The sequence below is a fragment of the Methanolobus sediminis genome, assembly GCF_031312595.1.
Taxonomy (GTDB): Archaea; Halobacteriota; Methanosarcinia; order Methanosarcinales; family Methanosarcinaceae; genus Methanolobus; species Methanolobus sediminis.
The window spans coordinates 2,372,692-2,386,682 of the sequence record NZ_CP133592.1 but is presented as its reverse complement, the minus strand read 5'-3'; the positions used below and the strand labels follow the sequence as shown (position 1 = coordinate 2,386,682).

Genomic DNA, 13,991 nt, shown 5'->3' with positions numbered 1-13,991 from the left:
ATTTGAGTAAGTTTATGCTTCAACAATTTTGATGCTGAAAGTAAGTGCCTTTCCAGCAAGAGGATGATTCATGTCAAGTGTGAGTGTCTCGTCTGTCACTTCACTTATTCTTGCAGGCATCTGCTGACCATCAGCAGTACCCACCACAATCGTCATACCTGCTGTTATCTCGGTGTCACACTGAAGCATGGATTTTGGAACTGTCTGTGTCATAGCAGGATTTGGTTCACCGTATGCATCTGCAGCTTCGATCCTGAATGTCTTCTCTTCCCCAACTTCCATTCCCTTAACAGCCTCATCAAAACCTGAAATGACCTGACCTGAACCTACGGTAAATTCCAGAGGTGCATCGTGGTTTTCAGAACTATCAAAAACAGTACCGTCATCAAGTGTGCCGGTATATGAAATTTTTATTGTATCTCCGTCTTTTATTGCCAAAAATATCAACTCAGTTTATAAAAATAAGTTAGCACTTTTAGTTCAAGGACGTGGGGACTTTACTTAGGTGTTTTGGTAATAACACCGAATAAAAAAGCAGAGAAGCAGTTGCTGGCCCTCCAAACCTGTTAAATATATAGTCTGTATTGTATATTAAAAATATCTGGCATTCAGGGTGATAATCATTATAGAACTGATACAGGCTTTTGTCCTTGGATTCACAGTTGGAATTTCCGCAGCCCTTATCCCGGGACCCATGATGTTCGCAACCATTAGCATATCCCTCAGGGAGGGGAGAAGAACAGGTCTGATGGTGTTCATTGGACACGCTCTGGTAGAATCAGCTCTTTTCCTGCTCATCTTTGCAGGAGCAGCATCTTTTCTGGGAGAAAGTGCAATGGCATATATCTCCGTGACCGGAGGGCTTATCATGATACTTTTCGGACTTGTACTGATAAAAAGCGCAAGAAAGGTGTCAACAATAGATATTTCCACATTATCAAATAAACAGGAACTGGCATCTAATCCCGTATCTGCCGGACTTATAACCTCTGCTTTGAACCCCTCACTTGTCATATGGTGGCTCACAGCAGGAAGTGCAATTCTCCTGCAGGAATACCTGATAGGCATCATGGCAGTTATTGCATTCATACTTGGCCACTGGATAGCAGACCTTGGATTCCTTATAGCAGTCTCAACATCCTCTTCCAGGGGTAAAGAGCTGTTCTCAGAAAAAACACATGAAAGGATACTGTATTTCTGTGGAGCTTTTATGGCGGTTTTTGGTCTGTGGTTCCTTGCCAATTACAATAACATGTCTGCATTTGTCTGATGAGAGATTGAGTCTATCTCAAAACTATAAATATTACTTCCATGGATGTTGTATGTGTTGATAGTAGCTTCATTGAAACAAAAAAAAGGGGAAGACCTACAAGACTTGAGTATGAGTCTTATAGGAAAAGAGGGACAATTGAACGATTCTTTGCATGGTTGAAAATAGGATTCAGGAAAATAGCAAGTAGATATGAAAGGCTTAATGTTGTTTTCAAAGGACTATTGGATATTGCATATTTTCTACTATGCTTGAAAAAGTTTCAAGAGGCGTTTTGAGATAGTTCGAACATATAAGTATTAAGCAAACCAAATTACGGGTCAATTTAATGATAGAAGATGATCATAACTGTTAATCTCCTGCAGTTTATAGAGGGAATTTTATGGAAAGAATATACAGATATTATCCTGAAGATTTTGGGGAACTGAATGTAAAAGTCATACATATGGACCTTGTTTTCGATGTTTTTGATGATCATACGAAGGTGACATCAGACCTTAAATTAAGTACACTGGACAAAACCATTGACAAACTCGAGCTGAACTGCAAGAAACTTGAGATACTGTCGGTAAGCTGCAGGGATTATGACATTGATCATGAATACAGGATAAAGGACGATATCCTTCTTATAAAATTCAGGAAAGCGGTACCTGAAAACACTGAGATTGTCATCAGTACTGAAACTATCTGCAGGCCAACGGATAACATACTGGAAGGTCTTTATTACGATGAAACTCCGGCAGGTGCTCCGCCACAACAGATTACCCAGTGCCAGCAGTGGGGATTCCAGAGGATTGTGCCATGTATCGACGACATGACCGCAAAGTGCACTTATACTACCACCATCATTGCTGATGAGAGATATACAAACCTCATCACCAACGGAGATATCATAACAGAAAGGCACTCTGTCGGAAACGGCAGGGACATGATAGTCTATGACAACTCTGTAACTCCAATGGCAACCTATCTTTTCTTCCTTGGTGTAGGCACATATGACACGTTCAAAAAAGAGTTTGAATACCCGGATGGCGATACCTTTGATCTGGAACTGCTTGTACCTCCTGGCTCTGACCCTGTAATTGCCGGAAGGTCACTTGATGTCCTTTACGATTCAATTATGTGGATGTATCTCTTCACAGGCCCTGAACAATACAACCAGCCTGAAAAGCGCAAAGAGATCATGGATATGGTCAAGGAGAGAGATCTTCTTAAAAACGAAGGAGAATCCAGCAAGAAACTGGAAAAGATCAGGGAAGAACTGAAAAAGGCAGTTACAACTATTAAACCCGGATACAGGTACACTGGTACTGTCTACAGGGAAATCGGAATGCAGAACTCCAATTTTGGCGGAATGGAAAACGTTGGAAATACCACGATCAGTACCAATCGTATAATGCCGTTCCCTGAGATGACAGACACTGCTTTTGAGTATCTCATGAGAGTTAAGGTGCATGAGTTTTACCACAACCTGAACGGCTCTGAGGTTACAGGATGGAGTCCTTTTGAGATATGGCTTAATGAAGCGGTTACCGTTCACATTGAAAGGATGTATCATGCATACCATTTTGGTGAGGAATACAGCCGTCTTGGCGAAGTGCTTACCCTTCTTGCACCGGGTTCCGGAACCTTTGCACTTGACAGGGGAGCAGCTTCAATGCCAATTATTCCGGATGGTTTCAATGACCCGGACGACCTCATCAGTTCAGTTACATACGTAAAAGCTCCTGAATTTGTGAATATGATACAGACCATGATGGGAAAGGAGACTTTTGTAAAAGCACTGGATTCCTACCACTGCAAGTTCAAACACTCAAATGCCACAAGCTGGGAATGGCTTGATGAGATGGAAAAGGCTTCCGGCATGGATATCAAGGATATGGCAAATATATGGCTGAAACAAACCCAATTCCCGGTACTTCATGTTAATTCTTCATACAGTGAAGGTGAAAGGAAATGCACTTTATCCTTTAAGCAGGAAGTTCCTGAAGGGAAATCCTTCTGGGAATTGCCAATATGTGCAGCCCTTGTGGATGAGAATGGTAATGACCTTGCGGAAGTCATGGAACGTATGAAAGCCGAGGAACAGGAAATTGTGATTGAAAATGTTGACAAACCTGCATTCCTGTCGCTGAACCGTAACTATTCATTCTTTGGAAAAATCGTCCATGATGCAACTATCGATGAATTGATACTACAGGCTAAAACTGACTCAGACCTCATTAACAGGTTCCTTGCATTTTACAGGATAGTGGATTCTGAAAAGATGAAACTTATCAAGGATAGCAACGCAGTGCCATCAGAAGAATTCACAGATTTGTTCCATGAACTCATTATGGACCTTGATCTGATGGAAAAGGCAGGTGCACAATTCCTGACGATCTTTGAATCCGTGGAAGATGATAAGTTCTCACACAGCTACCAGCTGCTATACGAGGTTAAACAGAAACTACTCAAAGCAATAGCAAGCAAACATGAAGAGAGCCTTATGTCATTATACGAGGCTTGTAATGCAAAGATAATTGATAGTTTTGATTACCTTGAAGAGCAGGTTCATGCTATTAAGTGCAGACAGGTTAAGAATAAATGCCTGTCCATTCTTTCAACACTGGATACTCCGGCTATTCATAAGATTATCAAAAAGCAGTTTGAAACTGCACAAAACGCCACTGATAAGTTAACCGCTTTCAGCCTTTACCTTGACAGTTCTGCATCGGATAAGATAGAGCTTATGCAGGATTACCAGAAAGAAGCTGAAAAGAATCCGGTCAGCTGGGAAGCTTACCTGAGAGTTATCGGAGGAAGTAGCGGTGACGATGTAACCGATCTGATTAGGCAGGTTGAAAAGTCAGAAACTTTCAGGATTGAGCAGGCAAATGACCAGAGAGCACTCTTTGCAAGTTTCGCATTTAACAGGAAGAAGTCTCTGCAAACTGAAAAGGGCAGAGAACTTCTAAATGAGATTATTCCAAAACTAGCTCCGGTGAATGAATATAATACTGTTACCATTCTCAATGTGCTTGGTAACATCGACAGGATGGAAGATGAATATCATGTACCACTTGTGGAAATGATGCTCGGTTTCCTGAACAAGCTCGACCCTGAAAACAATCCGAGCGTGTATAACAGGATAAGGAAGATATTGCTCAATACTCCAAATGCTGTAGCTAAGTATGAGGAAATTAACGGGAAAGTTGACCTGAGTTAAGTGATTCTTAAAGAAATATCTCAATTTACTTTTTCAGTATGACTTCAGGGCCTATATCCTGAAGTTTATTCTTTTTTGCAACCCTGCATGTAATTGTTTCAGTATTCAAAACGAGTACTTGGAAATCAGCTTAGAGTAGATTCTCCTGATATTTATTCTATTGAATCTTTTCTGATGGAAATGAAAGAACAATAACTTGTTCTCAAATAATCATTTCATCCCGAATAATAAACCGGATTTTAAATTTAGCACTGATTTTAACGCTGGTTTTCTATTATGAAAATGGAAAGTGTATGTAGGCTACTTGTAGAGATAATAAGACTATAAAAACTAATAAATTTGATTAATAACTATTGACGTAGAATTTAGTAATACTTTTATAGAATAATGTAATATCGACTTCCATTCATATATTCAATTCGAATTACAGTTGATATTTAGATATGTCACAAATACAAGGTGTTATGTAATGGATAAAAAAAGGTTGTTGGTATTATTTTCAGCATTCCTGATATCTCTGGTCTTAATGACAGCAGGTTGTGTTGACCAGAAAAGTACTCAAAACAGTATTACGACTGCAGGCACAGCTACTGTATCAGAGAAAGTGGATGTTGTTCGTTTGAGCGGTGGGGATTATGGTTATCCGCAGCCATTCTCTATCTATCCAAGAGGTCCGGGGTCATCAAAGGTTGGAATGATCTTCGACAGCCTGGTAGAAAGAGATGAGGTTGGTATCATTCCCTGGCTGGCTGAGAGTTGGGAAATAAATTCAGATGGAACAGAATATACATTCTATCTCCGTGAAGATGTAAGCTGGAATGACGGAGAGCCATTCACAGCTAATGACGTCAAATTTACTTTTGATTATGAGCAGGAATATGTGCCCATCTCAGGCGGAATGGAAACAGGTGTTGTAGACAGCGTTCAGGTAGTGGACAACAATACTGTCAAATTCATACTAACTCAACCGGTTTGCACATTCCTTTACAAGATGACCGGTTTTAAGATCATACCTCAGCACATATACAAAGATGTAACAGATCCTGCCAGTTTCCTTGATCCGGAAGCAGTTACAGGTACCGGACCTTTCCTTCTTGAAGAATACAACCTGGAACATGGAACGTACAGGTTTGTAACAAACGAGAACTTCTGGGGACCTGACACAGCAGTTGAAGCAGTTGAATTCATTCCAGTCAGTGATGAGTTAGTTTCTTTTGAACAGGGTGAGATCGATTTCACAAGTGTATCACCAGATACTCTTGACCGCTTTACTTCAGATTCTGATATCAGAGTTGTACAGCAGCCTGCTTTCTGGGGATACCAGTTCTACTTCAACATGAACAAATGTACAGAGCTTAATGAGAAAAAGATCAGACAGGCATTTGTTTATGCTATCGACCGCGAAGAACTTGTAGAAAAGATAGGAAGAGGTGCAGGAAAACCTGGTGAAATGGGCATACTTCCTGAAGATCACATATGGTACAATTCTGACCAAACAGCATATGAATACGATCCGGTAAAAGCCGGAGAATTGCTTGAAGAGGCCGGATGGACTGATACAGACGGTGACGGGATACGCGATAAGGATGGGGAAAAACTGTCATATGTATTGTCACTTGGAAGCAGTGAAGTCCGTATTGGAGAACTTATAAAAGAGAGACTCAGTGAAGTTGGGATCGATGTTCAGTTACAGGCTCTTGAAAGTAAATCCCGTGATGCAAACCTGAAAACCGGAGACTTTGAGCTTGCCATAAGCGGCTTTGGAGGCTGGGGTAAAGATGCAGATTATCTCCGTACAAGGTACTGTGATGAAACTTCAGAAACAAATAGTGTATCATCAGCTGCATCCGTTTTTGGTTATCACAACGACACCCTGAATGCTCTTGGAGCACAGGAATTACAGGAACTTGATGACGAGGAACGCAAAGAGATAGTCTACGAAATGCAGACCGTGCTTGCTGAGGACATACCTGCAATACCACTCTATTATACCACAAGCTATGATGCATGGCACATTTCAAAATATGACGGCTGGATAAATATGTACGACCATCATGCAAGAACTCACAGCATTCTTTCATATATACAGAGGGATGGAATTGCAGCAAAAAGATAATATCAGCAACCTTGTAGATTGCTGGAACAAAGCCTCCAGAAACGGATTGAATATTCTGGATGAAGGCAGGATGGCAGAAGTCTGGAACAAACGTTCTGTGAGCTATGCCAGAACTATGGAAAATGACAGAAGACATAAGAAAACCGACCAGATCCTTTCATTCCTTGATGAATGCGGCTTTAAGCCGGAAGGAGCAAAGGTTCTGGACATCGGATGCGGACCAGGAACCCTCTCCCTTCCTCTTTCAAGAATGGGAGCAGATGTGACCTCCCTTGACATATCTTCCGGAATGCTCGAAAGATTGAAAGATTCCGTAAAGGAGGAGGCGCTCCCAATAGACATCATTGAATGCTCTTGGTGGACAGCAGATATAGATGAGCTTGGATTCAGGAATGAGTTCGATCTTGTAATTGCCTCCATGACACCTGGAATAAGAGACGTTGAGAACTTCGAGCGAATGATGGCCTGCTCAAAGAAGTTCTGTTACTACAGCAACTTCCTGAGAAGAGAAGAGGATAAAGCATACCGTGATATCCGAAGCTCAATACTCGGTGAAAAGTCTGAGAACAACATGAATGGAATGAATTTCCCCTTCATGTACCTCTATCTCGCGGGCTACAGGCCGTCTGTCAAAATCAACCATGACGAATGGAAAGAGGAAGCAAGCTGGCAGGAAACTGCTGACCGTGCAATAGATTTCATAGGACGTGGCCGGGATTTTGATGATGAGACAAAACAAATGATTTTGGATTACTATCAAAACGCTGCGACTGATGGGATGTACCTTTCAGAGTCGGATGTGTACACCGGCATGATGGTCTGGGAAGTTTAAGGCAGGATGATCGTATGAAAAATGACAGGAATTCATTTGTTTTCAGGTTAGTGATAACCCTTTTTGTAATTCTTGTCATTAATTTCTTCCTTCCACGAATGATGCCTGGTGACCCTTTCGCCACAACTTCCGAAGATGATTCAGGAGATGAGGTCATTATAATGACAGAAGAACAGCGGTTGTATTACATGAGCTACTACGGACTGGACAAACCAGTTCATGAACAATTTCTGGTGTATCTGAAGAACCTGCTAAAGGCTGACCTTGGCAGAAGTATATACTACAAAATGCCGGTCAGTGATGTAATAATGCTGCATCTTCCATGGACCATGTTTGTTGTCCTTAGTTCTACATTTATCAGCACGGTTGCCGGCGTGATCCTTGGGACATTTTCGGCAAAGAACCGGAAAAAAGGAAGCGACAGGAGTATGATGACTGGCCTGATAGCTTTTGCTGAGATACCATCGTTTTTGCTTGGCCTGATACTACTTCTGATATTTAGCGTACATCTCAGATTATTCCCGCTTGCAGGTGCTATCACTCCCTTTGCACACTATAGCGGACCTTTGGAACAGCTATTGGATATATTATACCATGCCTGCCTGCCTGTTATGACACTATCTCTGGCACAACTTACCGGTGTCTACCTTCTAACGAGAAATACATTGATCACAGTTACCACAAAAGATTATATCAGGACTGCACGGGCCAAAGGTCTAGGAGAAAAGACCGTATGGACGAGACATGCACTCAGAAATGCACTGCTTCCGGTTGTGACAAGAGCAGGATTCATGATTGGTATCATGATGGGAGGGGTTGTGCTGGTGGAGAGCGTTTTTTCTTACCCTGGAATAGGAATGACTCTTCGAAGCGCTGTCGTGGGTCGTGATTATCCACTAATTCAGGGAATTCTTCTGGTTATTGCAGTTTCCATACTTATCTGCAACCTGCTGGTTGACAAAATATATAGTAAACTTGACCCGAGGGTTACGATATGATGAATAACATCAATGCCTCCGGATATGCCGGAATAATAGCTTATATTCAGGCTTTAAGTATTTACAGGATCAGTCTCAACCTGAATAATACGTTTTCTAAATTCAGCAAAGAAGGCAAGATCGGTGTCATTGGAATTCTTGTAATTATCCTGATGGCTCTTTTTGCCCCGGTGATAACACTTTACCCGCCACAGAAGATTACAGGTGATTCCCTGGAAGCACCGGGAACAGTTCATATTCTTGGAACCGATGAACTAGGAATGGATATCTGGTCACAGATATGCTATGGTGCAAGAATGAGCCTTACAATTGGCCTTGCAGTGGCATTCATTTCAGGTTTTGGTGGTGGAGCTCTCGGTGTGCTGGCCGGATACATCGGAGGACATGCCGATCAGGCACTTATGAGAATTATAGATGTTACAATGGCACTTCCAAGTTTTCCACTGCTTATTGTAATATCTGCTTTTCTCGGGCCGAGCATTCTTAATGTTATTCTAATACTCGTACTTTTCAGCTGGGCCAAACCTGCACGTATTGCGCGTTCTCAGACACTGGCAATAAAAAAGAACAGCTATATCATTGCTGCCTGTAACTACGGAGCAAGTCCATTTTACATTCTCCGAAAACATATCTTTCCGGAGGTTATGCCGGTACTGTTCGTGCTTGTCATCAGCATATCCTCACATGCGATCATAGCCGAAGCGGGACTTGCATTCCTGGGACTGGGAGATCCTACATCCAAGAGCTGGGGTATGATGCTTAACAGTGCAACCAACTTTAAATCCATATATTTTACACCTTACTGGCAATGGTGGCTGCTGCCCCCATTGTTCATGCTTGTTATCCTCCTGCTATGTCTTGCGTTCATAAGCAGGGACATGGAGAGAATACTTGATCCTAAATTAAAGATGAAGAAAGGGATTTGATCATGAGTCTGCTTAAAATCAATGATCTGAAATGTCATTATCAGGCCGAAAACCACACTGTAAAGGCAGTTGAAGGGGTTTCTTTAGAAATTGAAGAGGGAGAGATTCTCGGCATAGTGGGAGAATCCGGAAGTGGAAAAACTACCGTTGCACTTAGCATCATGGGACTTCTGCCTGAAAACACGGCTATTACAGGTGAAATAAAGTACAAAGAGAATGTACTCTCCTCTTTATCTGAAAACGAAATGGACAGATTGAGATGGAAGGATATTGCCATCGTTTTTCAGAACGGACTTGAAGTTCTCAATCCTGTTATGAAAGTCGGGGTACAGGTAATGGAACCTATGATGAAACACCTTGACATCAGCTCTGGAGAAGCACAGAGCAAATGTGAAGATCTTTTCAGAAATGTCCATCTTGACCCAAAATGGATGGATTCCTATCCGCATCAGCTTTCCGGTGGCATGAGGCAGAGAGTTCTCCTGGCAATGGCCCTGTCATGCAATCCTAAATTACTGATACTTGATGAGGTTACTTCCGCACTTGATGCATTTACCAGAAAGGAGATAAGGGATCTTCTGATCGAACTGCAGAAGAAGAACGCTTATACAATGTTGATGATATCACATGATATTACTTTTGTGTCTTCTGTGGCTTCAAGGGTAGCTGTCATGTATTTAGGAAAAGTTGTTGAGACTGGCCCGGTTAAAGATATTCTATTGTCACCCAGACACCCATATACAAGAGGACTTGTTCACTCAACTCCTGATATTTTCGTATATAAAGACCTCTGGGGAATCCCCGGTGATATTTCCATAGGAACTGAATTCAATGGTTGTCCTTTTTTCCCAAGATGTAATCAAAAGATTAAGATATGCAATGAAGCAACACCTTATCTGATTCCTGTTGACGGAGGAAGAGAAATTGCCTGCCACAGAGGAGGTGTTGCTGAGCTTCTGCAGGCTAAAGACCTGAATTTCAGTTATAGTCTCCCGGATGGACAATACCTGAAAGCAGTTGATAATGTTGATCTGGAAATTATGGAAGGAGAGGTGCTTGCAATTGTAGGACAGACAGGCTCTGGCAAATCCACTCTTGCACATATCCTTGCAAACGTGATCATGCCAGAGAGTGGAAACATATCATTTATGGGTGAGAACACATTCAAAGGGTGTTATGGAAACAAGCTCAATGGCATACAGATAGTTTTTCAAGACCCTTTCAATTCTACAAGCAACAGGTTCACTGTGCTCGATGCAATAAAGGAACCTCTTGATATCAATAAGATCGGAAGCAAAGAAGAACGTTTGGAAATGGCAAAAAACGTCCTTGAACTCGTTCATCTTCCGGCTACTGATGCTTTCCTCAGTAAATATTGCGGTGAACTTAGCGGTGGTCAGAGACAGAGAGTTGCACTTGCCAGAGCGATGGTTATGCAGCCAAAACTCCTTATTGCAGATGAGGTTACTTCGGCTCTGGATGTTTCGACATCTGCAAACGTAATGCGTCTTTTAAAGGGACTCCAGAACAGGAGAGGTTTTGCAATGATCTATATTTCACATGACCTTTCCATGACTTTGAAGATCGCTGACCGAATAGCAGTCATGAATCATGGAAGGATCGTTGAGATGGGCAATTCCCATGAAGTAATGCTTTCGCCTTCTGATGAATATACTAAAAGACTTGTTGATTCAAATATCCCTGTTTAAGGCCTTGATTAATAGGAGTGTAATAGCAACAATTACAGGGCTGACTAAAAAAGTTGGATTAGCAGCTATTGCAAACAAAAGTAATGATGTGAAAAAGGAAATTGATCTTTGAATCAATTTCAGCCTTACCATCCTCTATTATATTCCTCATAGCAGGGAATGCAAATATATTCACCATTCTGCACTCTTGCCCTTGATTCAGCCATCATTTCACCGCATTTGGAACACTTAAGAGAATTGAATATCCTTGCTTTTCCAGGAATCTCTACATCTACGAACTTCACTTCGAACATCTCGTCAACGGGAGTGTTTCGCATTGTTACGGAAATTCCGTCCATAGCTTTCCTGAACTCCTTCACCTCTTCCTCAGTTGCAGTGCCTGACATTACTTTAGGACGGAGTTCGCTGACCTTCGGATCGATATTGTCAATATTGAAACTTGCACGGAGGGCCACCCTTACAGCTTTTCCGCTGTCACGACAGATGAATGTGAATACCTGTTTTGCATGATCCTTGTAAATAAGGTTGCCTTTGCCTATTGTGCAGCCTGTCAATACCTGGACTGCATCTACTCCACAGGCATCGTTTTCCACGATGGTGACAAGTTCCTCGTCAATGTCTCTTTCTGTTTCCAGTTTTTCGATGCCAGCTTTTGCTGCGATGTAACCAATAGTAAGACCCGGACAGACGTGTCCGTGGAACTTTGCAGCATCTTCAAATGAAGCAACTTCTCTTGTTGTGCTTTCGGTAGAACAATCTGATGACATGATAATCACTAAGTCTAAACGCCAGTGTTACATTTAATACTTTTCGTGTTATTGAGCTTTACGTGACTATTATAATGACAGCTATGGCAGGATTTCAAATGTAATTTGTCATATTATACATGTGTAACACATTCTATTCATATTTAAGCAATTATTGTTATTTTATGATATATTCGTAATATTAATATATCAAGAATCTCTATTAAGAATCAGACAGGTCGAACACCTACAACAATAACTAGAAAGTTCTCCGAAATTTATTCTATATAACAAACTACGCGGTTCAAAGCGTGACTGCTGTGTTTGACCTGCCTGTCAATATTGGCCAATTATTGTACCAAGACCTTCCATTAAAATTGGCCAATCCTCCTATTCTAAAATTGATTAATTTTTAGAAGCAAAGTAAATTGGAGTTCGTAAATAGTTCTTTCACCGTCCCCCTAGATTTGCACTTCAATCCGGTCTCGCCCACATTCCCTTTTCCTTCAGCTTCTCGATCACATCTTTTTTCTTCTCGAATTCTAGGTTCCTGAGATCTTTACGTTTAATCTTACCACTAATGGTCTTTGGCAGCTCACTTATAAATTCGATATCACGAGGATACTTGTAAGGAGCAGTTATGTGTTTGACATGCTGCTGGATATCCCGGACAAGCTCCCCGGATGCCTCGTATCCTTCTTTTAAGACAACAAGGACCTTGACAACCTCACCTCTTAGCGGGTCGGGACTTGGGATCATAGCTGATTCCAGAACAGCCTCATGGGAATCCACAGCACTTTCAACCTCGAAAGGACCGATTCTGTATCCTGAACTTATACAGACATCATCCGACCTTGACTCGAACCATATGTATCCAGCTTCATCCATCATTGCAAGGTCTCCGGTCAGATACCAGTCACCTTTAAAGCATTCAGCCGTTTTTTCCGGCTGCTTGTAATACTCAGTAAAAAGCATAGGATGATCCCCTGCAACAGCGATTATTCCCCTCTGCCCAACCGGCAGTTCTTCTCCCGTATCTGGGTCCACAATTGCACCCCTGACTCCCGGTGTGAACCGACCCATAGAACCGGGCTTTATAATCATCCCCGGCAGAGTGCAGGCAACAACACAGGTTTCCGTTTGTCCATAACCTTCCCTAACAGATAATCCAAACTTTTCACCAAAGAACCGGACAATACCCGGTGTACAAGGTTCACCTGCAGTCAGGATGACCTTCAGCTCTTCCAGATTATACCTCTTATCCGCATCATCTATCGATGCCATAGACCGAAGTTCAGTTGCGGTCATACACGTCCTGTTAACCTTCCATTTATCAAGTAACTCGAACCATTTTTCCGGTTCGAACCTGCCGGAGTAATGGAAATTAGTGGCACCGGTATTCATTACCGTTCCAAATGGAGCCCAGTACCACTTTGCCCATCCCGGCTCCGTGGTAGCCCAGCATAGTTCGTTTGGTTGAGTGTTCCACCAGTAATGCCTGTTGAGCCTGTCGAAACAATACATTAGTGAATGGGTATGCAGCACACCTTTTGGTGCACCCGTTGTACCGGAAGTGTAGTTAATTGCCAGAGGGTCACTAGCCTTAAGTTCTTCAAGATCGAGACTTCCCGATGCCGAGTCCATTTCGAATCGATAATCTTTCCAGCCATCCCTTTCTCCTGAAAAGAAAAGCCTGATATCCGCAACCTTATCCTTTACAGCATCCACCTCAGCAGCCACCATTGCATCACTTGTAACAAGCGCCCTGATACCAGCATCCCGTATTCTGTATTCGATATCATCCCGCCTCAACATAACCGTGCCCGGAACAACAATGCCACCTATTGCCCATATGCCTATACTCACAACATAGACATCCACACTTCTGGGAAGCATGATCATAACCTTATCACCTTTATGGATTCCCGAATCCCGGAGGACATTTCCAAACCGCATTGCGTTGTCCCATACTTCCTGGTATGTGGCATTTTCAACTTTGCCATCCGGGTGCTCAATTATCGCCAGAATCCTTGTGCTGTCCTTTGCCCAGCCCCTGATAACGTCAACGAAATTATAGTCCGCCGGAATATCCCAGTTGAATTGATCTCTCTCCCTGTCATAATCGAATTCAGTTGTTTCTTTTCCCATTTCATACACCCCTTTTTACGAAAACAGCCTGTCTGAAA

The 13,991-nt window shown here is 42.2% G+C and carries 11 protein-coding genes; 8 read left to right on the top strand and 3 right to left on the bottom strand.

Annotated elements, in window-relative coordinates; translation table 11 throughout:
* Positions 1 to 12: 12 nt before the first annotated feature.
* Complete coding sequence (locus tag RE474_RS11875) at positions 13 to 438, bottom strand: FKBP-type peptidyl-prolyl cis-trans isomerase (RefSeq protein ID WP_091710811.1); 426 nt, start codon at positions 436 to 438, stop codon at positions 13 to 15.
* A gap of 175 nt (positions 439 to 613) precedes the next feature.
* On the opposite strand from RE474_RS11875, the gene RE474_RS11870 reads away from it, so the two are divergent.
* The 8 genes from RE474_RS11870 to RE474_RS11835 all read left to right on the top strand — a co-directional run bounded on the left by RE474_RS11870 (position 614) and on the right by RE474_RS11835 (position 11,059).
* Positions 614 to 1,270: a LysE family transporter gene (locus tag RE474_RS11870; RefSeq protein WP_309310571.1), complete on the top strand. Its 657-nt coding sequence runs from the start codon at positions 614 to 616 to the stop codon at positions 1,268 to 1,270.
* Positions 1,271 to 1,311: 41 nt separating this feature from the next.
* The gene (locus RE474_RS11865; RefSeq protein ID WP_438861578.1) at positions 1,312 to 1,548 is read left to right on the top strand and encodes a transposase; all 237 of its coding nucleotides are present in this window, start codon (positions 1,312 to 1,314) and stop codon (positions 1,546 to 1,548) included.
* Positions 1,549 to 1,652: 104 nt separating this feature from the next.
* Positions 1,653 to 4,478 carry a DUF3458 domain-containing protein gene (locus RE474_RS11860; RefSeq protein WP_309310570.1) on the top strand — a complete coding sequence of 942 codons (2,826 nt, stop codon included), beginning with the start codon at positions 1,653 to 1,655 and terminating at the stop codon, positions 4,476 to 4,478.
* Between the two features lie 469 nt (positions 4,479 to 4,947).
* The gene (locus RE474_RS11855; RefSeq protein ID WP_309310569.1) at positions 4,948 to 6,594 is read left to right on the top strand and encodes an ABC transporter substrate-binding protein; all 1,647 of its coding nucleotides are present in this window, start codon (positions 4,948 to 4,950) and stop codon (positions 6,592 to 6,594) included.
* Positions 6,572 to 7,426, top strand: a complete 855-nt coding sequence (locus tag RE474_RS11850) for a class I SAM-dependent methyltransferase (RefSeq protein WP_309310568.1) — start codon at positions 6,572 to 6,574, stop codon at positions 7,424 to 7,426. Before RE474_RS11855 ends, RE474_RS11850 begins: the two co-directional genes overlap by 23 nt.
* A 14-nt stretch (positions 7,427 to 7,440) precedes the next feature.
* On the top strand, positions 7,441 to 8,424 hold the full coding sequence (locus RE474_RS11845; RefSeq protein ID WP_309310567.1) for an ABC transporter permease: 984 nt from the start codon (positions 7,441 to 7,443) through the stop codon (positions 8,422 to 8,424).
* Positions 8,421 to 9,350: an ABC transporter permease gene (locus tag RE474_RS11840; protein WP_309310566.1), complete on the top strand. Its 930-nt coding sequence runs from the start codon at positions 8,421 to 8,423 to the stop codon at positions 9,348 to 9,350. The genes RE474_RS11845 and RE474_RS11840 overlap by 4 nt, the downstream gene beginning before the upstream one ends.
* Before the next feature lie 2 nt (positions 9,351 to 9,352).
* On the top strand, positions 9,353 to 11,059 hold the full coding sequence (locus RE474_RS11835; RefSeq protein WP_309310565.1) for a dipeptide ABC transporter ATP-binding protein: 1,707 nt from the start codon (positions 9,353 to 9,355) through the stop codon (positions 11,057 to 11,059).
* Positions 11,060 to 11,184: 125 nt separating this feature from the next.
* Here the strand turns inward: RE474_RS11835 and RE474_RS11830 are convergent, their stop codons facing one another.
* Together RE474_RS11830 and RE474_RS11825 are read right to left on the bottom strand one after the other, a co-directional pair.
* Positions 11,185 to 11,826: an FmdE family protein gene (locus tag RE474_RS11830; protein WP_309310564.1), complete on the bottom strand. Its 642-nt coding sequence runs from the start codon at positions 11,824 to 11,826 to the stop codon at positions 11,185 to 11,187.
* Between the two features lie 453 nt (positions 11,827 to 12,279).
* On the bottom strand, positions 12,280 to 13,953 hold the full coding sequence (locus tag RE474_RS11825; RefSeq protein WP_309310563.1) for an acetate--CoA ligase: 1,674 nt from the start codon (positions 13,951 to 13,953) through the stop codon (positions 12,280 to 12,282).
* Between the last annotated feature and the right edge of the window lie 38 nt (positions 13,954 to 13,991).